This window comes from Paenibacillus ferrarius (assembly GCF_002027705.1).
In the GTDB taxonomy this organism is placed as follows: Bacteria; Bacillota; Bacilli; order Paenibacillales; family NBRC-103111; genus Paenibacillus_E; species Paenibacillus_E ferrarius.
Window position 1 is genome coordinate 116,075 of the sequence record NZ_MBTG01000003.1, and the last position, 25,315, is coordinate 141,389.

Genomic DNA, 25,315 nt, shown 5'->3' on the forward strand with positions numbered 1-25,315 from the left:
AGGGATTTACAAGTGATATCAGTTAACGATTTCAAAACAGGTCTTACGATTACAGTAGAGCACGATATTTTTACAGTTCTGGATTTCCAACACGTGAAGCCAGGTAAAGGTGCAGCATTCGTACGCTCCAAGCTTAAAAACCTGCGCAACGGAAACACAGTTGAACGTACGTTCCGCGCTGGCGAGAACGTTGGCCGCGCACACATCGACAACCGTGAAGTGCAATTCCTTTATTCCGGCGGCGATGAATTTACGTTCATGGACACAGAAACTTACGATCAGTTCGCTCTTTCCCGTGAACAATTGAAATGGGAACTGAACTTCCTGCTCGAAAACATGAACATCAAAATTTTGAGCTACCAAGGTGAAATCCTCGGGATTAACCTGCCGAAAAGCGTTGATTTGAAAGTTGTTGAAACTGAGCCGGGCATCAAAGGCAACACGGCGCAAGGCGCTCTCAAAAGTGCTAAAGTGGAAACAGGACTTTCCGTTCAAGTTCCGCTTTTCATCAATGAAGGCGATGTTCTTACTGTAGATACGGAAGATGGCAGATACATCTCTCGTGCACAATCTTAATTAGGACAAGCCTCTCTGACTCGGATGAGTTAGAGAGGCTTTTTAATTATCCAGTATTTCTTACCACAGCTGTACAGTTTTATGCTATAATATTGAATTGTTATGCACTAGTATGCGTTAGGAGTGGGTCAGCTTTGTCTCTAATCGTGATGAAATTTGGCGGTAGCTCTGTCGGTGATGCGGAGCGAATGAAACGTGTTGCAAAAAGGATTGTCGAGCGAAAACAAGCAGGACACAGCTGCGTCGTTGTCGTTTCGGCGATGGGTGATACAACAGATGATTTGATTGACTTGTCTAAGCAAATTTACGATGGAGCCCCACCGGCTCGTGAAATGGATATGCTGTTAACGACAGGGGAGCAAGTGTCTGTCGCATTGTTATCTATGGCGATACATAATTTAGGCGAGCAGGCTGTTTCTTATACCGGCTGGCAAAGCGGAATTTACACCGAAGCTGTTCACGGAAAAGCGAGAATATCCGATATTCAGCCACAGCGCGTTCTGAACGCGATTGAACAGGGCAACGTCGTTATCGTAGCCGGTTTCCAAGGTATGACAGAAGCAGGCGAGATTACGACACTTGGCCGCGGCGGTTCTGATACGACTGCTGTAGCACTTGCTGCAGCAATTAAAGCCGATCTTTGCGAGATTTACACGGATGTTGACGGGATTTATTCAACCGATCCGCGTATCGTGAAAGTAGCCAGAAAGCTGAATGAAATTTCCTATGATGAAATGCTGGAGCTGGCTAATTTAGGGGCTGCTGTTCTTCACCCTAGGGCTGTAGAATATGCCAAAAACTACAACGTGACCCTTGTGGTGCGTTCAAGCTTTACTAACAATGAAGGTACCAACGTGAAGGAGGAAGCAGTGATGGAGCAAGGAATCGTCGTTCGCGGCATCGCTTATGATAAGAATGTGGCAAGAATTAGTATTCTAGGTGTTCCTGAGAAACCAGGACAACTGGCTAAAGTTTTCATTTCACTTGCCGAAGTGCAAATTGATGTCGACATTATCGTACAAAGCGGTGTGATTAACGGTTCCGCTGATTTCTCTTTCACAACGACACTTGCCGATCGCGAGCGGGCATTGGCTGTTATCGAGCAAATTCGCGGCGAAATTGGGTACCGTGAAGTGACTTCCGAAGTCAATCTTGTGAAGGTGTCGATTGTTGGCGCTGGTATGGTAAGTACGCCAGGTGTAGCGGCAACGATGTTTAAAGTGATTTCCGATCTCGGAATTTCGATTTCACTCGTAAGCACGTCCGAAATCAAAATGTCTTGCGTCATTGACAACTCGAACTTGACGGATGTTATCAGCGCCTTGCACACGGCCTATGGCTTGGACACAACGGAGCAAGCCTTCGTGGGTGGGCCGGAAGATCGCAGATAATCGAAATCTTACCTGATTTTATCCGAAATAAAGTAAGCGAGCTTCAATAAGAAGGCTGTTATGCCGGCTGCCATCAAGGGGCCGACCGGAATGCCTCGCAGGAAGACAATACCGAAGATAGAACCGATAACAAGACCCACAATTAATTGTGGGTCTATTTTTAGCAGCTCCAAACCTTTGCCATTCATATAAGTAGCAATAGCTCCGCCCAGCAATGCAATAATGCCAGGCCAAGTTGTGAAGACAGAAAGGATATCTTTCATGGAAATTCGTTCGCTGGCAAAGGGCACGAGCACGCCAATTGTAAGGAACAGAAGGCCTAGCTCCAAGCCTCTTCGTTCCATGGTAGGGAAGAAGCGATCTAATCCGATGAGTTTAACCGCAAGCAGAAGGCAAGCCGCAGTTGTAATAATAGGAGAACGGCCGATAAGTCCAATAATAATTAGAATTACTAACAGTAAATCGCCATTCATAGACATAACCCCTCACCCAAATAACTTCCATCCTAGTTTATGAGGAGGGCTTGTATTTAGAACGCTGAGCGAGTCAGGCTTTGCGGCAGCAGCACCAGCTGATCGCGCTCCAGAATAGGGACACGATTCGCTACATTTGGCCTGGAACATTGGATCAGATCGTCATGGAAACCGGATTTACTCATTTTTTTACCATTTGCTGAGGCAAGAATGGCCTCGTATAAGGTATCTTTGGTTTGGAGATAACAACCTCGCATCGCTAGCCCAAAATCATTGGTGAGGATATTTCTTTCCCCCAGCTCATTAGCCAGCTCCTCCAGAATAAGTCCGGCGCAGAGCCCATCTTCTAATGAAAAAACATCCTGGGTGCCAGCGCATAAGATCACCGTATCCCTTTTCAAATCAACGGCAGCCTGCGCACATGCACGGCTGTTTAATAATGCGCCCGCCAAGATGTGGTCAGCTTTCATCGCTTTCTGAATCCCGCGGGTTCCATTCGTTGTCGTCAGAATGATCCGCTTCCCATGAACAGACTCCCAGGTGTATTCCGCAGGAGAATTTCCCAAATCGAAGCCGGGAATTTTTTTGCAGAATCGTTCTCCCCCCAGTAGATCGCCCTCTTGATATTGTTCCTTGGCTTTCAGCACGGTTTCTACAGGAATAATGCCTTTGCAACCGTTAATGAGCGCGGTGATGATCGTGCTAGTTGCACGTAAAACATCAACGACGATGACGGTTTTATGAAGAAAATCGTCACTTCTCGCTTCGCCGATGTTGGCGACAACCTCGATATGCATCTTCTAATCCTTTCTGGTACCTAAGGACAACGTATCGGAACGAAGTCCTCTTCGCAATGCTTCCAGCGCGATCAATTCATCCGGTGAGATATTTCCCAAGTGGATCTCTGGTCCTAGCATGCTGATCAAATGCACCTGTTGACTTTTGAGCGGCGCTTCCCATAAGAGCTTCTGCCCATTCACGGCCGACAGCACCTGTTGCAATTCTTCGTCTTTGCATTTTCCTGAATGATCAAAAATTCCAACCCCTACGCCAGATTCCCGCGCTTCAATCGTCACTAAGGTCGCTCCGATTTCCGTGTCGATCATGACGGTTTCAATAAGCTCCTCTAATTCAATGGTGGAACCCCAGCCTTTTTTGCCATATTCGGTGATGACCTCTAACCCCTCTTCCAGACCTCTGGCGATAAGCTCAGTTCTTGTTGTGCGGTCTATATCAATGGTACCGTTGGAAATTTCAACGCCATTAAAGCCGAGGGCAACAATCATGTCGAAAAAGGAGTCTACCGCTTGCTGAGTCAAGGCGACTTCTAGGAAGGTGCCGCCCGGATAAATGCAAATCCCACTTTCCTTAGCTAAGCTTATTTTGCTTTTCAGTACCTCTTGCGGATAGAGGGGAGATGTTCCAAAGCCTATTTTGATCATGTCCAGATGGCTGCTGGATGTGCTAAGCAAATCTTGAAAAGCAAACAGGCCTAATCCTTTATCCATCACCATCGTTTTGCCCAGCGTCCTTGGTTTGGCCTGCCTTTGTCCTGTGGGGTCGGCAAGAACGGGGTTCCAATTTAAATATGAGGTCACTTTCATCGGTATTTCTCCTCACTGTCCTTTGAAGGATCAATTATGTGTACAGCATATGCATCTGGATAAATGGTGGTGCCCAGCATGCCTAAAATGAGACGAGCCCGCATAAGGTAGGGTAAAAAGAGTGAGCTGCAGTTGATCCTGTTCAAAGTTACATTCGAGTGCTCCACAATCTTATAAAAACCTTCAGACTCCATTGCAAAACGGTTCCTTTGATTTAATTGGCCTTTGGGTGGAAGGAACCGTTTTGCAAAAGTCGCTTCCGGCCTTTTATAAGACTGCTCCGCTAGTAACGATGTCCAGGTTCAAAAGAGCTGTTTCTTTTTAAAGGAGGTAGTAAAAACAAATGAACAAAATTGTCCTAACGATGGCCTCGCTGAGGATGATGTCGGGAAGTATTGAGATTATTGCGGCTATTCTCATGTTGAGGCTGGCAACGGTGGAGAAGGCGCTTCTAGTGAACTCTGGGCTGGCTCTAGTAGGTCCTCTAGTACTATTAGCGACAACTACCATTGGTTTGGTAGGAATCGCTGAGAAGCTCTCCTATGGCAAGATGCTGTGGGTGATTGCGGGTGTAAGCTGTCTATTTATTGGTATTTTAAAAAAGTAATCGGTCATATTTCTTTCTATTAAGCATAGAAATGAATATAGAAGACTGGACAACTTGGAGGGATGTCAGCCTATGCTCAGATCAATCTTGCCACTACTCCCCCAGACTCTCCGCTTTCTGTTAACTGAAATGCCGGCAGAAGTACAAGCTAGTGTTGAGGAAATTAGGGTGAGAGAGTCGCGGCCCTTCGAGATTAGCTGGGGAGAGCGCTACGCTTTTCTGGATCAGCGGGGGCAGATGGTAACGCAGGAAGCTATGGCCTATAAGCCAACCCGTCAGGATTGTCTGTCCTTGCTGGAAATGCTAACGAATCATTCGTTATACACGTTTGAGGAGGAGCTCCGGCGAGGGTATATCACCATTGTCGGCGGCCATCGTGTAGGACTAGCAGGGCGCACCGTGCTAGAACAAGGGCATGTCCGGCAAATTCGTGATGTGAGCTCCTTCAACATTCGTATTGCGCGTGAACTGCCGGGGGTCGGTCAAGCGCTGCTGCCGCAACTGTATGATCCGCTTCTGGGAAGCGTTCATCACACGCTGATCATTTCGCCGCCGCAGCAAGGGAAAACGACCTTGATTCGGGATTTGGCCCGTTTGATCAGCCGTGGAGAGTGGGGGATTGGCGCTATCGCAGCATCCGGTAAGAAAGTGGGGGTTGTGGATGAGCGGTCAGAGCTGGCCGCGTGCGTCAAAGGGGTCCCCCGATTCGATCTTGGGCCGCGCACAGATGTAATGGATGGATGCCCGAAGGCGGAAGGGATGATGATGATGATTCGGTCGTTGTCGCCGGATGTGCTGATTGTGGATGAGATTGGGCGCCCCGAAGATGCCCAAGCTATTCATGAGGCTGTCCATACAGGGATACGAGTTGTAGCGACTGCGCATGGAGCCGACTACGAGGATGTGCGAAAGCGTCCGGTTCTGAAGCAGCTTTTGGAAGAAGGCGTGTTTGCCAGATATGTCATCCTGCAGCGAAGAAAGGGAGCGCCATCTTCCTACCGCGTTATGGATCGTTACGGCAAAGCAGTAGATGCCATTCCTGTTAGATGAGGAGGATGAAGGATGCTTAAATTCGTTGGCGGGGTTCTGATCATAAGTGCGGCCACTTTATTTGGTTTCCTGAAGGCTGCCCATTATGTGAGGCGTCCCAAACAGATTAGAGCGATGATTAGCGCTTTGGGACGAATGGAGACGGAAATCACCTATGCGCTCACCCCACTTCCGGAAGCCTTCCTATCGCTTAGCAAGCAGGTGGCTGATCCTCTTTCTTCCTTGTTTCGCATAACCGCAGAACGGCTCGCAGCAAGTGACGGCATCTCGACCCGTGAGATCTGGCAGATGAGTGTGAAGGATGTCTGGACGCGAACATCTATGAAACAAGCTGAACAAGAAGTAGTGCTTCAACTGGGTGCTGTGCTGGGCTTATCAGATCGAAGCGATCAGATCAAACATCTGCGGCTGGCCATGAGTCAGCTACAAACCGAAGAAACCGAATCCAGAGAAGAGCAGCGCCGTTACGAGAAAATGTGGAAAAGCCTTGGAGTCCTAATCGGCGCATTGATCGTGATTTTGATGTATTAAGGGTAACAAGGGAAATGCCGAGGTGGCAAACGCTCCTTGTGAACAGAGTGAGGTGCCTGGAATGAATGTAGATGTGAATGCCATTTTCCAGATCGCCGGCATCGGTATCATCATCGCGATGATCCATTCGGTGCTCAAGCAAATGGGCAAAGAGGATATGGCTCACTGGGTTACGGTCATTGGCTTCGTGGTCGTTCTTTTTATGGTCGTCAGTATGCTCGATCATTTGTTCAAAGAAATCAAAACGATTTTCCTATTCCAATGAGGTGGGCCTTATGGAAATCATCCAGATTGTAGGCCTCGGACTTATTGTTACGATACTGACCCTCATCATCAAAGAGCAGAAGCCGATGTTCGCTTTCCTGCTGGCAACCTTTGCAGGTATTATGATTTTTTTGTTCCTGATCGGCAAAATATCTACGGTCATCCAGGTGCTGGAGGATTTGGCGCAGAAATCGAGTATCAATATGGTTTTTCTTAAAACCATTCTCAAAATCATTGGCGTAGCGTACATTGCTGAGTTTGGCGCCCAGATCGTTCGTGATGCCGGACAAGAATCAATTGCCTCCAAAATTGAGCTTTCAGGCAAAGTGCTCATTATGGTGATGGCAATTCCGATCATTACCGTCATTATCGAAACCGTCGTTAAGCTGCTTCCGGCTTAGATGATTCATTTAGGAGTGACAGGAATGAACCTACTTTATTCGCACCAGAAGCTGAACAACCGCTGGATCATCTTGATTATACTCATCGCAGGGTGCTGGCTTGGTCTGACAGGCTCTACTGACGCTGCGTCGCCAACCGATGCGATTATCCAAGAGCAGGCCAGTCATTTGAACACGGAACCTGTTGAACAATATTGGGATAAGCTCATGAAAGATTACGGCGGATATTTCCCGGAAAGCAAGCCGCCAACCTTCATGGAGCTGCTGCTTGGGACCAAAGGGATCAGCTTAAAAAGCATTTTCAAAGGGCTGCTCAGCTATGTGTTCCACGAAATCATTGTCAATGGCAAGCTGCTCGCTTCCATCGTTATTCTCACGATATTCAGCATGATTCTCGAAACGCTCCAAAGCTCCTTTGAACGAAATACCGTAAGCAAGCTTGGTTATTCCATTACCTACATGGTGATGATCATTATTGCTATCAATAGTTTCAGTGTAGCAATCGGTTATGCCAAATCGGCGATAACAGCCATGATTCAATTCATGATTGCAATCGTGCCCTTGCTCTTAACACTGCTTGCTTCAATGGGCAATGTGACTTCCGTCGCTATTTTGCATCCGCTTATCGTATTTATGATTCACTCCGTAGGAACGGCGATTTATGTGTTTGTTTTTCCATTATTGTTTTTCTCAGCAGTCTTGCACATTGTGAGCTCGCTCAGTGAGAAGTATAAAGTGACTCAACTGGCTAATCTGCTTCGAACGATAGCGCTTAGCATGCTCGGAATATTTGTGACCGTTTTTCTTGGGGTGATATCGATTCAAGGGACGGCGGGGGCCGTGCGAGACGGCGTAGCGATTCGAACGGCAAAGTACATTACTGGCAACTTCGTGCCTGTTGTGGGTCGATTGTTCTCCGATGCGACAGAGACGGTGATTGGGGCTTCCTTGCTAGTGAAGAATGCGATTGGACTTGTAGGCGTAGTGATTTTGATAATGCTTTGTGCGTTTCCGGCGATCAAAATCATCATACTCGCTTTTATCTACAACTTATCCGCAGCGATAATGCAGCCCTTGGGCGACAGTCCGATGATCGCTTGCCTGCAAACCATTGGAAAGAGTTTGATTTATGTTTTTGCGGCACTAGCCGCTGTAAGCTTAATGTTCTTTCTTGCTTTAACCATAATGATCACGATCAGCAATGTTTCCGTCATGATGCGGTGAAAGGAGCCAAGCTATGGAATGGTTAGCCGGTTGGCTGAAAACCGTCATCATGGTCATTATGCTGGCCACCTTCGTGGATCTGCTTCTTCCCAGCAATACCATGCAGCGCTATGTCAAAACCGTGATGAGCCTGTTCATTCTCCTTACGCTCTTATCCCCGGTCCTGCAGCTGTTCCAGAAGGATTGGGACATGGATCAATTGATCGGTCAGGCGGAGCAGAAGCAAAATGAAAAAACGATGTATGCCAGCAGTGGCCAAGGAGATCAACGGATGAAATCGCTCGAAGTCATTACCAAGGATGCGCAGAAGCTGCAAGCTGAAGGCCAAAAGCAGTCGCAGCAAATGCTGCAAACCCAATTGGCCGGCATGATGAAAGAGGACTTGCAGAAGCAAACCGACTTGGTTATCAGAGACGTTCAAGTGGCTGCACAAATCGACAATAATGGGAAACCCGTGATTATGAAAGTCAGGGTAACCCTTGATGATATAGACGCGAAGAAGCAGGCTCAAGCCTCAGGTACTGCCAAAAGCATTGCTGCGATGGAGCCCGTTAAGCCCGTTGATCCGATACGGATCGAACCGACAACAAGCAAGCAGACTAACAGCACAACGGATCAACCAGCTGCGGCTGCGCCTGGGCTGCCTGCCCGGTTAGAGCAGGAAGTAGATCGGCTCAAGCAAGGAATTGCACGCAATTGGCTGGTGGAACCTGCCCAGATTGATATTCAAGTTGATCAAAGGAACGGAAGGATTGCGAGGTGAATCGATGGGAACATTGCTGCAATGGATGGAGCACAAATTCGGCGGAGGTCCAGGAGGACCCAAACGTAAAAACACGCTGCTATGGGTCATTATGATTGGACTTTTGGGAGCTGCGCTGATGATTATCAATGCATTTATGACTGTAAAAGATGTTGATCCCATCAATGCGGGCAGAGCTTCTCCGCCGCCAAGTAAAGAAACATTTCTCGGTAGTACACCCAAGGAAAATTCTGCCTTTCATGACTATGAAGCGGCCTATCAATCCCAGTTGAAAGAGATTTTACAAAAAATTGTCGGTGTCGGCGATGTCGAAGTACTCGTTACAATTGAATCGACGGAAGAAATGAATGTCGACAAAAACTATAACGATAATCAGCAAATGACGACAGAACGCGACAATGGCGGGGCAACCCGAAATATATCCCAGGTAACGCGGAGCGGTGAAGTGGTGATCTATCAAGTGTCCGGTGACCAGAAGCCGCTTGTGCTCAAATACATTAAACCGAAGATCAGAGGGGTTATCGTTGTCGCCAAAGGCGCCGAGAATCTCACCGTAAAGAAAATGATCACAGAAGCGGTCGAAAGAGGTCTTGATGTTGAAGCACGCCGCATTTCGATTTTACCCCGTAAAACCGGCGAATAAATAGCCATTATCATTCAAATTATGAGGAGGAATATTCAATGAACGCAAAAAGACAAACAATTTGGCTCGTATCGATGCTTAGCTTAATGGTGGTGCTTTCCGCATATTATTTGTTCACAGAGGACGTCAACAAGCTGGATCTAGCCACCACAGGCAAAGTGCAAACAGCGCAAGAAGTGAAGATTGATATGAGTCAAGTTGACCCAGCGACTGGGGCTAAAACAGATGTAAAAGCAACAACAGGCACAGATACAAAAGTCGACGCGACAAAAGCGGCAACTCCGCAAAATGCAACAAAAACTGACGTGAAGACGGAAGTCAAAACAGACGCTAAAACAGATGCTAAAACAGACGCCAAAACAGATGCCAAAACTACGACAAAAGCAGATGCTTCGAAAACAACGCCGCAATCCAATACAGCCAAAACAGACGATCAAGTGTTAAAGCAAGTGGAAGAACAAGCGAAAACGACCTCCGCCAGTGACTTTTTCACAAACGAACAAATGAAACAAAGCGAATACTTCAGAAAAACTTCCTCTGACCTAATGGAAATTATTATCGACGGGAAGAAGACGCCAGAAGCTGTAGCCAAAGCAACGAACGATTTATCCAAGTTAACCGATGTTCAAGAAAAAGTAGAAAATCTGCAAGATGTACTCATGAAAGATTTCCCGCAAGCCATTGTGAATCAAGATGGAAACAAGTGGAAAGTAACGGTGCAAAGCGATAAATTGGAGAAAAGCCAAGGTGTTACGATTGTGGATATGGTCGTCAAAGAGCTGGGCGCAGCGCCGGAAAACATCAAGATTCAATACGTTCGTCCATAGGATTAGAGTGGAAATAAGCTTGATTGGGATGTCATTGGAAAGGGTCCGGACAAACTGGACTCTTTCCATTTGTTGCGTTTATAGGTATAATACATACGTTGCGGCTATGAAACCGCATTTTTTACTGGTTCACCAACGTCTAAAGGAGTGACATGAATGTTCAAATTGAGTGAAATCAAAGAGTTGATCAAACTCGTGGATCAATCCTCTTTACAAGAACTTGAAATCGAAAATGAAGGCGCACGCCTTGCTATTCGTAAACCGAACAAATCAGAGCCTGTCTACGTATCGGCTCCCATTCAACACACATATGCCCCAATTGGTCAAGCGAGCGTTGCAAACACGGCACCTGCAGCCGCATTGGATGCTTCCGTGACTGCGACTGCTGGACATGTTAAGCAAGAAGACTCATCTTTACATAAGATAGTTTCACCGATGGTAGGAACGTTCTATGAATCTGCTTCTCCTGGCTCAGCTCCTTTCACGAGCGTTGGCAGCAAAGTAGGCGATAAATCGGTTGTTTGCATCATTGAAGCTATGAAATTAATGAATGAGATTGAAGCGGAAATCAAAGGTGAAATCGTTGAAATTCTGGTTGAAAACGGCCAGCTCGTGGAATACGGACAACCTTTATTTCTGGTAAAACCGGAGTAAGCCATTTGTTTTAACTTAGGCGGAAAACTCTTAGGAGGAAAAACAATGAACTTTCACAAAATCCTAATAGCGAACCGAGGAGAAATAGCTGTTCGTATTATCCGGGCTTGTCGTGAGCTTGGCATTTACAGCGTGGCTGTGTATTCGGAAGCAGATCGTGATGCGCTGCATGTGCGATTAGCTGATGAAGCCTATTGTATTGGACCGACTGCCTCCAAGGACAGCTATTTGAACTTTACGAATCTGATGAGTGTAGCTACGCTGACTGAGTGTGACGCCATTCATCCAGGTTACGGGTTTCTAGCAGAAAATGCAGACTTCGCTGAAATTTGCGAAAGCTGCAATATTACGTTTATTGGTCCATCGCCTGATGCCATTAGCCGCATGGGAGATAAAGCTGTTGCCAAGCAAACGATGAAAGAAGCACGTGTGCCAATTATTCCGGGTTCTGACGGTTTGGTTGAGAACGTGGAAGACGCGATTGTCATTGCGAGAGATATCGGTTATCCGATTATTATCAAAGCAACGGCAGGCGGCGGAGGCAAAGGCATTCGGATTGCTGAGAATGAGGATACGCTCGTTCAGCAAATTACGGCTGCGCAACAAGAAGCGCAAAATGCGTTCGGTAATGCCGGTATTTATTTGGAGAAATATTTAACAGGCATGAAGCATGTTGAAATTCAAATTTTAGCGGATAAACACGGCAATGTGGTTCACTTAGGCGAGCGTGACTGTTCCGTGCAGCGTCGTAGACAGAAGCTTGTTGAGGAAGCACCTTGTCCGATTCTGACGGAAGAAACGCGTACAGCCATGGGGCAGGCAGCCGTTCGCGCGGCCAAAGCAGTCAACTACTCAGGCGCTGGAACATTGGAATTCCTCTTGGGTCCTGACGGCAATTTCTATTTCATGGAAATGAATACGAGAATTCAGGTTGAGCACCCGGTAACCGAAATGATTACAGGGATTGATATTATTCAAGAAATGATTCGTGTAGCCGAAGGGAACCCGCTCTCCTTTACGCAAGACGATGTTCGCATTAACGGTTGGGCGATTGAATGTCGTGTCAATGCTGAGGATCCGAATCGGAACTTCATGCCTTCGGCCGGACAAGTGAAGTTTTACTTGCCACCTGGCGGTTTCGGTGTTCGCGTGGATAGCGCGGTGTATCCGGGCTATACGATACCTCCTCACTATGATTCTATGATCGCGAAACTTATCGTATGGGGAAGCACGCGTGATGAAGCGATTGCCCGTATGAAAAGAGCGCTCACAGAATTCGCTGTAGACGGAGTAAACACAACGATTCCATTCCATCTGAAGCTGCTTGAACACAAGCGTTTTATCAAGGGCGACCATGATATTAAATTCTTGGAAGAGCACGATGTGAACGACGCAGACTCGTAGACAAACATTTGTCATATTTTTTGCCAAATGGTATAGTTATAAATTAAGATAGCTTATCCAACCTAAGGTTGAAGCGTATTCTCAAGCGCAAGCTTTCGACACTATTTATACGGGCGCAAAACGCCAAAAAATGCTTCATAAACTCTAAGGAGGTGCCCCAATGAGCACAATCGCTCCGGATTACGTCAAAACAGATATAGGCAGCATCCAGATTGCCCCCGAAGTTATTGAGATCATTGCCGGTTTGGCAACGGTAGAAGTACAAGGTGTAGCGGGGATGAGTGGTGGATTAGCTGGCGGTATTGCTGAATTGCTTGGACGCAAAAATTTGTCCAAAGGCGTAAAGGTAGAAGTCGGACAACGTGAAGCTGCCATTGACGTCTCCATCATTATTGAATATGGAAATCGTATTCCTGAAGTTGCTAGCGACATTCAACAAAATGTGAAGAATGCCATCGAATCGATGACAGGCTTAAATGTGGTTGAAGTCAACGTACACATTCATGACGTTCATTTTAAACAGGCAGATAAACCGATCGAAGAAGAAACAGCAGCTGCACATCGAGTGAAATAGGCGGAATTGCTGTATCCATATGGACCAATTGAAACCCCCTACAGGTTGCAGGGGGTTTCCTCTAACTATAGGAAGGGGACAAGCTTACGTGGGTAAAATTGTGGACAGGCTCTTGCTGCTTCTTTATAGCCTAATCATTCTAGTTGCTTCTATCGTTGTATTGTTCACAGCTTCAAGCTGGATCCCGTTAGAACAAGCAGGTCAAACGCTGAATAGTTTCTATTTTGACAAAAACTATGCGTACCCAGCGATTGCCATCAGCTTGATCATGCTGTTAATTTCCGTGCGCTTTCTTGTTTTGACCCTTCGCCGAGGCCGCTCGCAAGCACCGTCTATCGATCAGAGAACCGATTTTGGCGACATTCGTATTTCAATTGAAACGGTTGAGAACTTATCGCTGAAGGCTGCCGGTCGAACCAAAGGCGCCAAAGATCTTCGCGCGCGAGTCCGTGTCAACCAATCAGGGTTAGAGATTACAATCAGAACCATTGTCGATGGTGAAGGTTCGATTCCCGAACTAACTGAAGAGATGCAAAGTACTGTGAAAAGTTATATTGAAGACATTACCGGCATTCCAGTTGCTTCCGTAACCGTATTCGTAGCAAATATCGTGCAATCAGCCCCAACTTTTAAAAGCCGAGTCGAATAGAGGTGAACCCACTCATGTGGAATGAGCTTTGGGCGTCCCATAGGGGCAAAGTGATCGGAGTGGCAGCAGGCATTTTTTTTGGTTTTATTTATTTGTTTTTTGGTTTTTGGGATATGTTGATCTTCGGATTCATTGTCTTCCTTGGTTTATATATCGGAAACAAGCTGGATCGCAAGGAAAGTTTCGCTATGCTGGAAGACATTTGGCGCTATCTCACGCAAAAATGGAGAATGTTTCGCTAAAATCCCTGGTTCAACCATGGATTTTTTTGTTTGGATTCAATCTAATATGACGTATACTAAGAAAAGAGCTTTAAAGGACGAAGGATAGATGTCAGTAAGGCTAAAGCAAAACACAAAATCATTGCTTGCGAAGTCAGTTTTGCTGAAGCAAACTTTTAGGAGGACCATAATGAAACGCAGAGTGGCACGAGAAATTGCTGTACAGAGTCTTTACCAAATCCAGATGAACGAGGCAACCCCTCAAGAAGCGGTTCAGGTCGCGATTCATGAAGCAGAGCATGACAATGAAACCGAATTGGATTTCAAAGGCGAGAAAATTGATCCAGTTTACATTGTTGAATTAGTTGAAGGAACCTACAGTCATAAAGTGAGTATTGACGAGCTGTTGGAGGAGTATTTAAAAGGTTGGGCCATGGACAGGCTCTCACGCGTGGATCGTGAAGTATTGCGTTTGGCTGTTTATGAAATGCTGTACCGAGATGATGTTCCACCGAAAGTTGTCGTGAACGAAGCGATTGATTTGGCCAAACACTACGGAACGGATGAGTCCGGCAAGTTTGTTAACGGCGTTCTCGGTAAAATGATTAAGGAAGTTGACGACTTGAAAAGCAAAGTGTCGCCGTCTTAATTCCATTTGACTATTCGAACCATTTTGATATAGCGGTTGTTGAAATCGTCAAGTCACCTATAGCGGTCATATTTTCTACGAAAATAATGAGGGGGAAATAGCATGTCTGGACAAGTTATTAATGGTAAAGAATTGGTTAGTTCCATTCGTGAGGAGATCAGGAAGGATGCTGCAGCGCTCACAGCTGACGGTCACCAACCTGGTCTTGTTGTCGTTATTGTAGGGGAAGATGCAGCTTCGCAGGTCTATGTGCGCAATAAAGCAAAAGCATGCGAGGATGTAGGCATTTATTCCGAAGTACACCAACTGCCTGAGCAAACGACGCAGCAAGAATTAATTGAACTTATTCATACATTTAATCAGAATAGCAAAATTAACGGAATTCTCGTTCAATCGCCGCTGCCTAAGCATATTAATGAAGAAGCTGTTGTTGATGAAATCGATCCGTTGAAAGACGTGGATTGCTTCCACCCGATTAATGTTGGGAACCTCATGATTGGGAAAGAGGGCATGAAGCCTTGTACGCCGCATGGCGTTATAGAAATTTTGAAGCGCACAGGCGTGCAAATTGCTGGCAAGCATGCAGTTGTCGTAGGCAGAAGCAATATCGTTGGCAAGCCGATGGCGATGCTGCTCTTGCGCGAGCATGCAACCGTTTCGGTCGTTCATTCGCGTACACCGAACATGGAAGAAATAACAAAGCAAGCTGATATTCTCGTTGTAGCCGTTGGTAAAGCTCACTTGATTAAAGCTCAACACGTGAAACCAGGCGCAGTCGTTATTGATGTCGGGATGAATCGTCCGGCTGACGGCAAGCTGACAGGGGATGTCGATTTCGAAGCTGTCAAAGAAATTGCAAGTGCAATCACACCTGTACCAGGTTGTGTAGGTCCAATGACGATCACGATGCTGCTTCGCAACACGGTTGATGCAGCAGCGCGTGCAGCCCGAACGAATGTGAGTGTTTAATCAGGCCTATGGCGAGAAATGATACGAAGATCTTATCGGTCAAGGAATTAAATCGATACATCAAACTATTGCTGGAGGGCGATTCGCGGCTTCAGGATGTTTGGGTCCGCGGTGAAATCTCCAATTTCACTCATCACTCCAGCGGTCATATGTATTTCACGATTAAAGATGCCGAAGGCAGATTGAAAAGCATTATGTTTGCTTCTCATAACCAGAAGCTTGGTTTTATTCCCAAAGAGGGAACGAAAGTGATCGCTCGCGGCAATATCTCCGTATATGAAAGAGACGGAGCTTACCAGTTCTATGTGACGGCGATGCAGCCGGACGGCATTGGCAGTTTGTACTTGGCCTTCGAGCAGCTGAAAAAGAAGCTCGAAGGCGAAGGGTTGTTCGCGGCGGAGCGCAAGAAACCGATTCCTCGGTTTCCACGCGCCATCGGCGTGATCACTTCACCGACGGGGGCTGCCATACGTGATGTGATCATCACGCTGCAGCGGCGCTTCCCGTCGGTTCAGATTCTCCTGTACCCCGTACTGGTACAGGGTGCTCAGGCAGGTCCTTCGATCGTCAAGGCGATCGAAGCGATGAACAGGCTTGGTGAAGCCGACGTGCTCATCGTAGGCCGCGGCGGCGGCTCTCTCGAGGAGCTGTGGGCGTTCAACGAGGAAATCGTTGCGCGGGCGATTTACGCCTCCGCGATTCCTGTCATCTCGGCCGTCGGGCATGAGACGGACTTCACGATCGCGGACTTCGTCGCCGATCTTAGAGCGCCGACGCCTACGGCGGCGGCAGAGCTCGCGGTGCCTAATCACCTCGAGCTGAAGCAACAGCTGGCGCAGCAGTCGCAGCGGCTGCATTACGGGCTGCTTCAGCAGCTGCGCCGCAAGCAGGAACGGCTGGAGCGCGCGAAGCGCTCCCCGTTCCTGACGAACCCCCGCAGGCAGCTGCTTATGCAGCCTGCAGAGCGGCTTGACCGGCTCGCGGAGCAGCTCGGTTACCGGATGCGCCAGCGCGTAAGCAAGCTGGCGGAGCGGCATATGAGGCTGGAGCGCAGCTTATCCAGCTTCAATCCCAAAGAGCAGGCCGTGTCCGCCAAACGCCGCTTGGATACAGCGGGGCGGCAGATGAGCACGGCGATGCAGACCCTCCTGCGTACGAAGAAGCAGGAGTGGCAGTCCAGCGTCCGTCACTTGGACGCTCTCAGCCCGCTGAAGGTTATGCAGCGGGGCTACAGCTTGACCTATGATGACCAAGATCAGCAGCTCATTCGTTCCGTTTCCCAAGTGAAAGTGGGAGATACCGTGAGGATTCGCCTCAAAGATGGAAGATTGAATTGTGAAGTATCGGGGATGGAGGCAAACAAAGATGTCTACAAGTGAAACAGAAGTTAGCTTCGAGCAGGCAATCGAGCAGCTTGAGCGCATTGTCGCACAATTGGAAAGCGGGGACGTGCCGCTGGAGAAAGCCATTGAGCTTTATCAAGAAGGCGTTAGACTGTCCCATCTATGTGGTGTGAAGCTTGAACAGGTCGAAAAGAAAATTGAGATGTTGGTTGAAGGGGAAGCGGGCGTCACCAGAAAGCCTTTCCAACCTGTCTTGGAAGATAAGGGGAATTAGGTTGAAGACGACATCTACATTTGGTGAGTATATTGCTTCTCAAGCCGAGCGGGTAGAAGCAGCGTTAATAGAAGCATTGCCAGCGAGCTGGGATGTTCCCGGTTCGCTTCGTGAGTCCATGAACTATTCGTTGATGGCCGGGGGCAAACGACTGCGCCCTATTATGGTATTGGAAGCCGCCGAAGCCCTTGGGGGCTCGCAGGCTGCTGCACTGCCTGTAGCGCTGGCAATCGAAATGGTTCATACGTATTCCTTGGTGCATGATGACCTGCCTGCGATGGATAATGATGATTATCGCCGGGGCAAGCTCACAAACCATAAGGTTTATGGCGAGGCGATGGCAATTTTGGCTGGCGACGCACTATTAACACAGGCATTTTATAGTGTCACGCAGGCTCACAGAGGTTTCGGCATTCCGGCAGAGCGAGTTCTGGCTATTACCGAAGAACTTTCCTTTTACGCAGGGGCACGCGGCATGGTGGGTGGTCAAGCGGCTGATATGCTCGGCGAGCAAGGTATTACGAAGCTGGAGGAGTTAGAGTTCATTCACCTTCACAAAACCAGTGATCTGATTGTATTTTCATTGCGTGCCGGCGGACATATCGCGGGAGCTACGGAAGCTCAGCTTAACGCATTAACGGAGTTTGGCTATGCACTGGGACTTGCTTTTCAAATTCAAGATGATATTTTGGATATTATCGGAGATGAGCAGAAGCTGGGCAAGCCGGTGAAAAGTGATGAGAAGCAGCAGAAAGTGACCTACCCCTATTTTATTGGGCTTGAAGCGTCGGAGCAGAAAGTGAAGGAATTGACCAAACAAGCCAAAACGGCGCTTATCCAAGCGAATTTGCCGAATCCGGACCGGTTGCTTCAGCTGGCTGATTACTTGATGCAGCGGGATCACTAAGCCATATGGAACTTATTTGTGCCCTGTGCTTGGACGGTTTTACTCGATTTACCCAAATCTATGATATAATGGTGGAATCTTAGCATTTTCACATTGAAAGTGAGGAAACAAGCGTGCTGCTCGAACAAATCAATCGACCTGAGGACTTGAAACGGTTATCCTTGACGGAGCTTGAGACATTGGCTGGTGAAATCCGTCAATTTCTGATTGAGAAGCTGTCTGTCACCGGTGGACACCTCTCCTCGAACTTAGGTGTGGTTGAGCTCACCATCGCTTTACATACCTTGTTCCACAGCCCCTATGATAAATTGCTTTTTGATGTGGGTCATCAAGCTTATGTTCACAAAATTTTGACGGGACGCAAGGACAAATTTGATACTTTGCGTAAATATAAAGGACTTTGCGGATTTATCAAGCGTTCCGAAAGCGAACATGACGTCTGGGAAGCCGGACACAGCTCAACCTCTCTATCTGCTGCAATGGGAATGGCCATGGCCCGTGACCTCAAAGGCGAGCACAACAAAGTTGTTGCAATCATCGGAGACGGTGCGATTACAGGCGGTATGGCTTTGGAAGCCATGAATCATATTGGTCACGAGAAAAAGAATATAATGGTCATTCTGAATGACAATGAAATGTCCATTGCGCCCAATGTGGGGGCGATTCATAATTATTTGAGCAAAATTCGTTCAGACCGTCATTATTTGAAAGCCAAAGAAGAAGTCGAACATTTACTGAAGAAAATTCCTGCCATCGGCGGTACGCTGGCGAAAACTGCGGAAAAGCTGAAGGACAGTCTCAAATACTTTGTTCTGAACGGTGTTTGGTTTGAAGAGCTGGGCTTCACGTATATTGGACCTGTTGATGGACATAATCTGCCGGTTCTTCTAGATACGCTGAAGCAAGCTGAGAAAGTGAATGGTCCTGTTCTTGTGCATGTGGTTACGACCAAAGGCAAAGGCTACACGCCTGCCGAGCAGGATTCACATAGCTGGCATGGACCAGGGCCTTACAAGATCGAATCCGGTCAAGTGCTTAAATCAGTGGGTCCGCCGATGTATACCGAAGTATTCGGCAACACGTTAATTGAATTGGCGGAGAAGGATTCACGCATTGTTGCTGTGACCCCTGCGATGCCTGGAGGTTCTGGCTTGTTGAAGTTCGCTAAGCATTTCCCTGATCGAATGATTGATGTTGGGATTGCTGAGCAGCATGCGGCTACGTTATGTGCAGGTCTTGCCAGCGAAGGATTGAAACCGGTTTTTGCCGTGTACTCGACATTCTTGCAAAGAGCCTACGATCAAGTCGTTCATGATATTTGTCGCCCTAAGTTAAATGTAACCTTTGCGATTGACCGCGCCGGTTTTGTAGGTCCAGACGGCGAAACGCATCAAGGGGTATACGATATTTCCTTCATGCGTACGCTGCCGAATATGGTATTGATGATGCCGAAGGATGAGAAAGAGCTTCGCAATATGATGCAAACGGCGCTTGAATATGAAGAGGGTCCGATTGCTTACCGTTATCCACGGAGCAGCGGTACAGGATCCAGTCTAGATGAGACACCAACAGCTATTCCGATCGGAACTTGGGAAACGCTGCGCGAAGGTGATTATGCTGCTGTGCTGGCAGCAGGCCCGATGGTGCAAGTTGCTGAAGACGCTGCGGAGCAATTAGCCAAGGAAGGCATTCATCTTCGTGTTGTGAATGCTCGTTTCATCAAACCATTGGACGAAGCTTACTTGCTGCAGCTGGCAAGCGAGTCCATTCCAATCATTACGATGGAAGAGGGTTGTATCCAAGGCGGTTTCGGAAGTGCTGTCATGGAATTCTATGCAGGCAAAGGTATAGTTGGCCTGCACGTCCATGTGATGGGAATTCCGGATTACTTCGTGGAACACGGAAGCGTGAAGGAACAACGTGAGGAAGTCGGACTAACCGCGTTAAGCTTGATGGCTGAAGTTAAGAAGCTAGTACCACGTAAACGACAACGGGCATAAGCCTTGGAACGATACGAATAGGAGTCATACACACATAATGTCATCTTCGGATAAAGAACGATTAGATATATTGCTTCTTGAGCAAGGGTATTTCGAAAGCAGAGAAAAAGCAAAGGCCGCCATAATGGCAGGCCTTGTTTTTGCAGATGAAGAACCTGTTGATAAAGCTGGAATGAAAATCAGTCGAAAGGCTGTTCTCAAAGTAAAAGGAGCGCTGCATCCTTATGTGAGCAGGGGCGGACTTAAGCTGGAGAAAGCGCTGAAACAATTCGGTATTGATTTGAACGGGGCTGTTATGCTCGATATCGGTGCTTCGACAGGCGGCTTTACGGACTGTGCTTTGCAAAATGGTGCCTCCTCTGTATACGCGGTTGATGTGGGGTACAATCAGCTAGACTGGTCCCTTCGCAATGATGAACGTGTTCATGTCATGGAGAGAACGAATTTCCGGTATACCAAAATGGAAGATTTGAACGGTCCGCGTCCAACTTTTGCAAGTATTGATGTGTCGTTCATTTCGCTGCGGATTATTTTACCTCCCTTGAAGGAGATCTTACTGGATCAAGGTCATGTTGTTGCATTAATTAAACCTCAATTCGAAGCAGGCCGAGAAAAAGTAGGCAAATCGGGGGTTGTTCGCGATCCTGATGTTCATACGGAAGTTCTGACCACCGTGTTGTCCTTTGCGGAGGAACTTGGTTTTCGTTTGAAAGGGCTGACCTATTCTCCGATTACGGGCGGCGAAGGAAATATTGAATTCTTGGCTTACTGGTCAAGTAATTCGGTCACAGATGTTTCTTGCGTTGACGCATCGTCAATGAAGGGTTTTATTGCAGACATCGTGAAAGAAGCCCAAAAATTGCATGGTAAATAAACTCATCTTTGCGAACGCCTTTTGCGGCCCAGAGATGGGTTTTTTCACTTCATAAAAAGGGTTTTCGGAGTAAATCCGCGAATACTATGGCGAGGTGAGGGACATGGAGAAGGGCGATGTCACAGTCATTTTAATAATACTGATCCTGTTGGTTGGCTATCTCATTTGGCGTATTCAGAGATGGCTTGACGGAACTGGGACTAGGCGGAGAAGAATTCCTAGACATTCGGATATTCCACAAGATGACGTAGTTGAGCTGCTGGAAAGCGCGGGTTTCCATGTGCTTGCCGGTAAAACCAAAATTCCCATCACCATGACCATAAACCAGAGAGAACAGCTGGAAAGCCGACTGTTTATCGACTATTTTGTCCAAAAGGAAGAAGATATTTACCTGGTGAAAGTAGCCAAAGAACGCAAACCATTGGAAATGACAGGAAGCTCTGTTCGCGATATGCTTCTCCCATATAGTTTGATTTATCCGGAGGCTGCGGGCATTCTATATGTCGATATGACACTGAACAAAATCAAAAAAATCACTTTTACCATAGAGGTGCAAGCATGAAAGGTCAAAGGCATGTAAAAATCAGAGAGATCATTACCAACAACGAGATCGAAACGCAGGATGAATTGGTGGAATCTTTACGGGCTGCCGGTTTTCATGTCACCCAGGCGACTGTCTCCCGTGATATTAAGGAATTGCATCTGATCAAGATTCCGTTGGATGATGGCCGTTATAAATACTCAATGCCCGCTGATCAACGGTTTAATCCGATGCAGAGGTTGCGCAGGGCGCTAAGCGATCATTTTGTAAGCATTGATTACACCGACAATTTGGTTGTTATGAAATGCCTGCCAGGAACGGCGAACACGATCTGTGCACTGATTGATAATTTGGAGTGGAATGGGGTCATGGGCACCATTTGCGGGGATGATACGATTCTCGTGATTTGCCGCGGCAAGGACAATAGTGGTACGTTTGTGAATGAAGTGATGTCTTTACTATCTTAATGCCAGGAGGCGCATATGCTTACAGAACTTTCGATACGTAATTTGGCAGTAATAGAACATGTACATATTCGGTTCAAAGCAGGTTTTCATGTGCTGACTGGGGAAACTGGCGCGGGGAAATCGATTATTATTGATGCGCTTACGCTAATTGTGGGCGGCAGAGGTTCTTCTGAATTAGTCCGTTATGGGGCTGATAAAGCAGAGATTGAAGCGATGTTCGAGCTGCCTGCTGCACATCCGGTTTGGCATACGCTTACAGAGCTGGGTATACAGGCTGATCCTGGCGAGCATTTGCTCATTCGTCGTGAAATTACTGCAACTGGCAAAAGCTCAAGCCGAATTAACGGCCAACTCGTCAATCTGACGATGCTTCGCAAAACCGGTGAATGGTTAGTTAATATTCATGGACAACACGAGCACCAATCGTTATTGAATGTGGAAGAACATTTGCATTCTCTCGATTTATTCGGAGACTCAGAGATTGAGAGCACGAAGCAAATCTATCAAGCTGCCTATGATGAATATATGAAACTTCAAAAAGATTTGCGTGATCTTCAAGAAACGAGCAAACAAGCTCTTCAAATGCTGGATCTTTATCGTTTTCAAATTGATGAAATTTCCGCCGCTAAGCTTAAATTAGGCGAAGATGAGACGTTGGCTGAAGAGAAACGCAAGTTGGCTAATGCCGAGAAATTATATCAGAGTACTTCGGAGGCCTATGATTTCCTATATGCGACGAATCGTGGGCTAGATGCAGCCGGCAAGGCTGTTTCTAGAATACAAGATATCGTACAGCTTGACCCTGCTCAGTTGACTCCTCTTCTAGAACAAGCGCAATCGGCTTACTATCAGCTCGAAGATGCAGCTTATCAACTTCGAGATTACCGGGATGGAATTGAGTTCAATTCCTCGCGTTTGGATTTTATTGAGCAAAGATTGGATACCATCACGTCTCTTCGCCGAAAATATGGAGAGAATATAAAAGAGATCCTCACGTATTTAGAAAAAATTAAAACCGAAGTCGATACCATTGAGAATAAAGATGAGCATATTCGTAAAATTGAAGATAAGCTGGCTGTCTTAGAGAAGCAGCTAAGTGTTGCTGCATTAGACCTTTCTAATCTTCGCAAAGGGATTGCCCAGCAGCTTGGCGTGCAAATTGAGCATGAACTGCGTGATTTGCAGATGGAACGGACGCAATTCCGCGTGCAAGTGGAGCAGACGCTGGATGAGCGCAACGGGATTGAGGTAGAAGGCAAAAAGGTTCGCTTTTCGCGTCAAGGCATCGATCAAGTGGAATTTCTCATGGCCCCCAATCCAGGCGAACCTTTGCGAGGCTTGAGCAAGATTGCTTCCGGGGGAGAGCTTTCGAGGATTATGCTTGCCATGAAAACGATTTTTGCCCGCATTGATCAAATTCCTGTTCTTGTATTCGATGAGGTTGATACAGGGGTAAGCGGCCGCGCAGCCCAAGCGATCGCGGAGAAGATGTCTGTGCTGTCTACGAACTGCCAAGTGTTCTCCATTACCCATTTGCCTCAAGTGGCGAGTTTCGCGGATGTTCATTTCTATATTCGCAAAGAAGTTGATCATGAGCGGACATTCACGCGTGTTCAAGACATGCCTGATTCTGGACGCATTGAAGAATTAGCGCGTATGCTTGGCGGCGTAGAAGTCACTGAAACCACGCTTCATCACGCTGGGGAAATGCTTGCCATGGCAAGAAATAAGAAATCAAGGGTATAAAAGTATAGATAGTCATCATTTTCAGTTATAAAACATGGGGAGTGGGGTTAACTTATAGGTACGCAATTGACGACGAAAGTTCGTCAGGGCTCAAGGATGTGTGAAGGAGCGTGAAGATATTGCAATCCAGCAAAAGGAAAAGATTGTTCGGACTCCTGCTCGTCTTCTTCGTTTGTATGGTAAGTTTGTCTCCGCCTTTTCAAAGCTTTGCCTCCTTCCCCCAAGAACTTCGCTTATTCAGCGGCCAAGGGAAGCAGCTACAGTTAACAATGCCGGTGAACGCGCAAGTGACGGTCAAGGATACGGACATTGTGAAAGTAAATGGCAATGCCGAGCACTCATTTCAAGTTAATCTGAATGAACCTATCTCTTTGCAATCCGATCACTCTGGGCAAACAGAAATGAAGCTTAAGCTTTTCGGTGCGATCCCAATCAAGACGGTGAAAGTGAATGTTGTTCCAGACTTGAAAGTGATTCCCGGAGGTCAAACCATCGGTGTGAAAATTAAGTCTGCCGGCATTTTGGTCGTAGGTCACCATTTGGTGACTGTTGCCCAAGATCAAAAAGTTTCACCTGGGGAAGAAGCCAAAATTCAAGTCGGCGATTTGATCACGAAGATTAACGGCAAAGATTCCAAGGATGTAAGCAAGGTCGCAGATCTAGTTGCCAAATCCGGCGAGAGCAAAACACCGCTTGATCTCAAAATCCTTCGCAACAATGAAGAAATTTCTGTTAAGCTGCAGCCCGTCTATGACGTTGTAGACAAGTCCTACCGCCTAGGGTTATATATTCGTGATTCCGCGGCAGGCGTTGGCACCTTAACCTTCTATGCACCCGATCAGGGCGTATACGGAGCTTTGGGACATGTCATCACGGATATGGATACACAAACCCCTATAATTGTAGGCGATGGGGATATCGTGTACTCGAATGTAACATCCATTTCCAAGAGCCATAATGGTGACCCTGGTGAAAAACATGCTACATTGTACAAAGACAGCAAAGTCATCGGCAATATCGAAAGAAATACAGCGTTCGGTATATTTGGCAAAATGTATGCAGCCCCAGACCATAGCTTAGATAAGGAAGCTATTCCAGTGGCTTTTGCTGAAGAAGTGAAAGAAGGCCCCGCACAAATCTATACGGTTGTGGAAGGACAGAAAGTCGAGAAATTTGACATTCAAGTTATCCATGTCTCTAAACAAGATTTCCCAGGTACCAAAGGAATGGTCATCAAAATTACGGATCCGCGTCTATTGGATAAAACCGGTGGTATTGTGCAAGGAATGAGCGGCAGCCCCATCATACAAAATGGGAAACTAATTGGTGCCGTCACACACGTATTCGTTAACGACCCTACAAGCGGCTATGGCTGTTTTATCGAATGGATGCTGCAGGATTCCGGAATTGTCCTTAGACCTTCCACTGGAGCCCCAGATAAAGAATCAAAGGCGAGCTAGACGCCTTTGATTCTTTATTGTATTTTAACCTTATTCTACATAGCGATACATGGTTTAGATCCAAGTTGTCGAAAAATGTAGTATCAACAAGATAAATATACTATTATATAAGAAAGTGAAATAAAAGAAAAGAAAAATAATATTCGACAGAAGGAATTTAAGTTGGGGTGTCGAATACCTTTACCTAAGAGAGAAATCACTAACTTGTTCAATAGCCTAAAGGAGGATT

Annotated in this window: 30 protein-coding genes; 27 read left to right on the plus strand and 3 right to left on the minus strand. The window is 46.9% G+C overall.

Annotation, left to right across the window (positions count from 1 at the left end):
- Positions 1-12: 12 nt before the first annotated feature.
- The gene (efp, locus tag BC351_RS04550) at positions 13-576 is read left to right on the plus strand and encodes an elongation factor P (RefSeq protein WP_079409532.1); all 564 of its coding nucleotides are present in this window, start codon (positions 13-15) and stop codon (positions 574-576) included.
- A 134-nt stretch (positions 577-710) separates the two neighbouring features.
- Positions 711-1,967, plus strand: coding sequence for an aspartate kinase (locus tag BC351_RS04555; RefSeq protein WP_079409533.1), 1,257 nt, complete (start codon positions 711-713; stop codon positions 1,965-1,967).
- 8 nt (positions 1,968-1,975) lie between these two features.
- Here the strand turns inward: BC351_RS04555 and BC351_RS04560 are convergent, their stop codons facing one another.
- Genes BC351_RS04560 through comA form a run of 3 tightly spaced genes read right to left on the minus strand, consistent with a single transcriptional unit; the run spans position 1,976 to position 4,044 of the window.
- Positions 1,976-2,440 (minus strand): DUF441 domain-containing protein, encoded by a 465-nt coding sequence (locus tag BC351_RS04560; protein WP_079409534.1) that lies wholly within the window; start codon positions 2,438-2,440, stop codon positions 1,976-1,978.
- 56 nt (positions 2,441-2,496) lie between these two features.
- A complete protein-coding gene (locus tag BC351_RS04565) occupies positions 2,497-3,237 on the minus strand; it encodes a 2-phosphosulfolactate phosphatase (protein ID WP_079409535.1) in 741 nt (246 codons plus the stop codon).
- Positions 3,238-3,240: 3 nt separating this feature from the next.
- Positions 3,241-4,044 (minus strand): phosphosulfolactate synthase, encoded by an 804-nt coding sequence (gene comA / locus BC351_RS04570; protein WP_079409536.1) that lies wholly within the window; start codon positions 4,042-4,044, stop codon positions 3,241-3,243.
- 343 nt (positions 4,045-4,387) lie between these two features.
- On the opposite strand from comA, the gene BC351_RS04580 reads away from it, so the two are divergent.
- The 25 genes from BC351_RS04580 to spoIVB all read left to right on the plus strand — a co-directional run bounded on the left by BC351_RS04580 (position 4,388) and on the right by spoIVB (position 25,086).
- The gene (locus BC351_RS04580; protein ID WP_079409538.1) at positions 4,388-4,651 is read left to right on the plus strand and encodes a YqhV family protein; all 264 of its coding nucleotides are present in this window, start codon (positions 4,388-4,390) and stop codon (positions 4,649-4,651) included.
- 72 nt (positions 4,652-4,723) lie between these two features.
- Positions 4,724-5,701, plus strand: coding sequence for a stage III sporulation protein AA (gene spoIIIAA / locus BC351_RS04585; protein ID WP_079409539.1), 978 nt, complete (start codon positions 4,724-4,726; stop codon positions 5,699-5,701).
- Between the two features lie 12 nt (positions 5,702-5,713).
- Positions 5,714-6,232 carry a stage III sporulation protein SpoIIIAB gene (gene spoIIIAB, locus BC351_RS04590; protein WP_079409540.1) on the plus strand — a complete coding sequence of 173 codons (519 nt, stop codon included), beginning with the start codon at positions 5,714-5,716 and terminating at the stop codon, positions 6,230-6,232.
- 61 nt (positions 6,233-6,293) lie between these two features.
- Positions 6,294-6,497, plus strand: a complete 204-nt coding sequence (gene spoIIIAC / locus BC351_RS04595) for a stage III sporulation protein AC (protein ID WP_029197158.1) — start codon at positions 6,294-6,296, stop codon at positions 6,495-6,497.
- A gap of 10 nt (positions 6,498-6,507) precedes the next feature.
- Entirely contained in the window at positions 6,508-6,897 is a 390-nt protein-coding gene (spoIIIAD, locus tag BC351_RS04600; protein WP_079409541.1) for a stage III sporulation protein AD, read from the plus strand.
- A 24-nt stretch (positions 6,898-6,921) separates the two neighbouring features.
- On the plus strand, positions 6,922-8,121 hold the full coding sequence (gene spoIIIAE, locus BC351_RS04605; protein WP_079409542.1) for a stage III sporulation protein AE: 1,200 nt from the start codon (positions 6,922-6,924) through the stop codon (positions 8,119-8,121).
- A gap of 13 nt (positions 8,122-8,134) precedes the next feature.
- Complete coding sequence (gene spoIIIAF, locus BC351_RS04610; protein WP_079409543.1) at positions 8,135-8,884, plus strand: stage III sporulation protein AF; 750 nt, start codon at positions 8,135-8,137, stop codon at positions 8,882-8,884.
- A 4-nt stretch (positions 8,885-8,888) separates the two neighbouring features.
- On the plus strand, positions 8,889-9,527 hold the full coding sequence (gene spoIIIAG, locus BC351_RS04615) for a stage III sporulation protein AG (protein ID WP_079409689.1): 639 nt from the start codon (positions 8,889-8,891) through the stop codon (positions 9,525-9,527).
- A gap of 38 nt (positions 9,528-9,565) precedes the next feature.
- Entirely contained in the window at positions 9,566-10,354 is a 789-nt protein-coding gene (locus BC351_RS04620) for a SpoIIIAH-like family protein (protein WP_079409544.1), read from the plus strand.
- Between the two features lie 156 nt (positions 10,355-10,510).
- Positions 10,511-11,008 carry an acetyl-CoA carboxylase biotin carboxyl carrier protein gene (accB, locus tag BC351_RS04625; RefSeq protein WP_079409545.1) on the plus strand — a complete coding sequence of 166 codons (498 nt, stop codon included), beginning with the start codon at positions 10,511-10,513 and terminating at the stop codon, positions 11,006-11,008.
- 45 nt (positions 11,009-11,053) lie between these two features.
- On the plus strand, positions 11,054-12,412 hold the full coding sequence (gene accC, locus BC351_RS04630) for an acetyl-CoA carboxylase biotin carboxylase subunit (RefSeq protein ID WP_079409546.1): 1,359 nt from the start codon (positions 11,054-11,056) through the stop codon (positions 12,410-12,412).
- 160 nt (positions 12,413-12,572) lie between these two features.
- Positions 12,573-12,986 carry an Asp23/Gls24 family envelope stress response protein gene (locus tag BC351_RS04635; protein ID WP_079409547.1) on the plus strand — a complete coding sequence of 138 codons (414 nt, stop codon included), beginning with the start codon at positions 12,573-12,575 and terminating at the stop codon, positions 12,984-12,986.
- Positions 12,987-13,074: 88 nt separating this feature from the next.
- Entirely contained in the window at positions 13,075-13,635 is a 561-nt protein-coding gene (amaP, locus tag BC351_RS04640; protein WP_079409548.1) for an alkaline shock response membrane anchor protein AmaP, read from the plus strand.
- A gap of 14 nt (positions 13,636-13,649) precedes the next feature.
- Positions 13,650-13,877: a DUF2273 domain-containing protein gene (locus tag BC351_RS04645; protein ID WP_079409549.1), complete on the plus strand. Its 228-nt coding sequence runs from the start codon at positions 13,650-13,652 to the stop codon at positions 13,875-13,877.
- Positions 13,878-14,046: 169 nt separating this feature from the next.
- Positions 14,047-14,505: a transcription antitermination factor NusB gene (gene nusB / locus BC351_RS04650; protein WP_079409550.1), complete on the plus strand. Its 459-nt coding sequence runs from the start codon at positions 14,047-14,049 to the stop codon at positions 14,503-14,505.
- A 102-nt stretch (positions 14,506-14,607) separates the two neighbouring features.
- Positions 14,608-15,474, plus strand: coding sequence for a bifunctional methylenetetrahydrofolate dehydrogenase/methenyltetrahydrofolate cyclohydrolase FolD (gene folD, locus BC351_RS04655; protein WP_079409551.1), 867 nt, complete (start codon positions 14,608-14,610; stop codon positions 15,472-15,474).
- Between the two features lie 8 nt (positions 15,475-15,482).
- Positions 15,483-16,853: an exodeoxyribonuclease VII large subunit gene (gene xseA, locus BC351_RS04660; RefSeq protein ID WP_079409552.1), complete on the plus strand. Its 1,371-nt coding sequence runs from the start codon at positions 15,483-15,485 to the stop codon at positions 16,851-16,853.
- Positions 16,840-17,091, plus strand: coding sequence for an exodeoxyribonuclease VII small subunit (xseB, locus tag BC351_RS04665; RefSeq protein ID WP_079409553.1), 252 nt, complete (start codon positions 16,840-16,842; stop codon positions 17,089-17,091). Before xseA ends, xseB begins: the two co-directional genes overlap by 14 nt.
- 1 nt (position 17,092) lies before the next feature.
- Entirely contained in the window at positions 17,093-17,998 is a 906-nt protein-coding gene (locus BC351_RS04670) for a polyprenyl synthetase family protein (protein WP_079409554.1), read from the plus strand.
- Positions 17,999-18,111: 113 nt separating this feature from the next.
- On the plus strand, positions 18,112-19,998 hold the full coding sequence (gene dxs, locus BC351_RS04675) for a 1-deoxy-D-xylulose-5-phosphate synthase (protein WP_079409555.1): 1,887 nt from the start codon (positions 18,112-18,114) through the stop codon (positions 19,996-19,998).
- A gap of 37 nt (positions 19,999-20,035) precedes the next feature.
- A complete protein-coding gene (locus BC351_RS04680) occupies positions 20,036-20,872 on the plus strand; it encodes a TlyA family RNA methyltransferase (protein WP_079409556.1) in 837 nt (278 codons plus the stop codon).
- Between the two features lie 103 nt (positions 20,873-20,975).
- Positions 20,976-21,434, plus strand: coding sequence for a hypothetical protein (locus BC351_RS04685; protein ID WP_079409557.1), 459 nt, complete (start codon positions 20,976-20,978; stop codon positions 21,432-21,434).
- Complete coding sequence (gene ahrC / locus BC351_RS04690) at positions 21,431-21,880, plus strand: transcriptional regulator AhrC/ArgR (RefSeq protein ID WP_079409558.1); 450 nt, start codon at positions 21,431-21,433, stop codon at positions 21,878-21,880. The genes BC351_RS04685 and ahrC overlap by 4 nt, the downstream gene beginning before the upstream one ends.
- A 15-nt stretch (positions 21,881-21,895) precedes the next feature.
- Complete coding sequence (recN, locus tag BC351_RS04695; protein WP_079409559.1) at positions 21,896-23,626, plus strand: DNA repair protein RecN; 1,731 nt, start codon at positions 21,896-21,898, stop codon at positions 23,624-23,626.
- Between the two features lie 119 nt (positions 23,627-23,745).
- Positions 23,746-25,086, plus strand: a complete 1,341-nt coding sequence (spoIVB, locus tag BC351_RS04700; RefSeq protein ID WP_079409560.1) for a SpoIVB peptidase — start codon at positions 23,746-23,748, stop codon at positions 25,084-25,086.
- Positions 25,087-25,315 lie beyond the last annotated feature (229 nt).

Bases quoted from the DNA above. Each gene is read 5' to 3' on its own strand.
- BC351_RS04565 (WP_079409535.1), bottom strand. From the start codon at position 3,237: ATGCATATCGAGGTTGTCGCCAACATCGGCGAAGCGAGAAGTGACGAT.
- recN (WP_079409559.1), top strand. From the start codon at position 21,896: ATGCTTACAGAACTTTCGATACGTAATTTGGCAGTAATAGAACATGTA.
- spoIIIAE (WP_079409542.1), top strand. From the start codon at position 6,922: ATGAACCTACTTTATTCGCACCAGAAGCTGAACAACCGCTGGATCATC.
- accC (WP_079409546.1), top strand. From the start codon at position 11,054: ATGAACTTTCACAAAATCCTAATAGCGAACCGAGGAGAAATAGCTGTT.
- BC351_RS04645 (WP_079409549.1), top strand. From the start codon at position 13,650: ATGTGGAATGAGCTTTGGGCGTCCCATAGGGGCAAAGTGATCGGAGTG.
- BC351_RS04620 (WP_079409544.1), top strand. From the start codon at position 9,566: ATGAACGCAAAAAGACAAACAATTTGGCTCGTATCGATGCTTAGCTTA.
- BC351_RS04685 (WP_079409557.1), top strand. From the start codon at position 20,976: ATGGAGAAGGGCGATGTCACAGTCATTTTAATAATACTGATCCTGTTG.
- BC351_RS04580 (WP_079409538.1), top strand. From the start codon at position 4,388: ATGAACAAAATTGTCCTAACGATGGCCTCGCTGAGGATGATGTCGGGA.
- spoIIIAC (WP_029197158.1), top strand. From the start codon at position 6,294: ATGAATGTAGATGTGAATGCCATTTTCCAGATCGCCGGCATCGGTATC.
- spoIIIAG (WP_079409689.1), top strand. From the start codon at position 8,889: ATGGGAACATTGCTGCAATGGATGGAGCACAAATTCGGCGGAGGTCCA.
- spoIIIAD (WP_079409541.1), top strand. From the start codon at position 6,508: ATGGAAATCATCCAGATTGTAGGCCTCGGACTTATTGTTACGATACTG.
- nusB (WP_079409550.1), top strand. From the start codon at position 14,047: ATGAAACGCAGAGTGGCACGAGAAATTGCTGTACAGAGTCTTTACCAA.
- spoIIIAA (WP_079409539.1), top strand. From the start codon at position 4,724: ATGCTCAGATCAATCTTGCCACTACTCCCCCAGACTCTCCGCTTTCTG.
- BC351_RS04680 (WP_079409556.1), top strand. From the start codon at position 20,036: ATGTCATCTTCGGATAAAGAACGATTAGATATATTGCTTCTTGAGCAA.
- ahrC (WP_079409558.1), top strand. From the start codon at position 21,431: ATGAAAGGTCAAAGGCATGTAAAAATCAGAGAGATCATTACCAACAAC.
- folD (WP_079409551.1), top strand. From the start codon at position 14,608: ATGTCTGGACAAGTTATTAATGGTAAAGAATTGGTTAGTTCCATTCGT.
- spoIIIAB (WP_079409540.1), top strand. From the start codon at position 5,714: ATGCTTAAATTCGTTGGCGGGGTTCTGATCATAAGTGCGGCCACTTTA.
- spoIIIAF (WP_079409543.1), top strand. From the start codon at position 8,135: ATGGAATGGTTAGCCGGTTGGCTGAAAACCGTCATCATGGTCATTATG.
- comA (WP_079409536.1), bottom strand. From the start codon at position 4,044: ATGAAAGTGACCTCATATTTAAATTGGAACCCCGTTCTTGCCGACCCC.
- accB (WP_079409545.1), top strand. From the start codon at position 10,511: ATGTTCAAATTGAGTGAAATCAAAGAGTTGATCAAACTCGTGGATCAA.
- BC351_RS04635 (WP_079409547.1), top strand. From the start codon at position 12,573: ATGAGCACAATCGCTCCGGATTACGTCAAAACAGATATAGGCAGCATC.
- xseB (WP_079409553.1), top strand. From the start codon at position 16,840: ATGTCTACAAGTGAAACAGAAGTTAGCTTCGAGCAGGCAATCGAGCAG.
- xseA (WP_079409552.1), top strand. From the start codon at position 15,483: ATGGCGAGAAATGATACGAAGATCTTATCGGTCAAGGAATTAAATCGA.
- BC351_RS04560 (WP_079409534.1), bottom strand. From the start codon at position 2,440: ATGAATGGCGATTTACTGTTAGTAATTCTAATTATTATTGGACTTATC.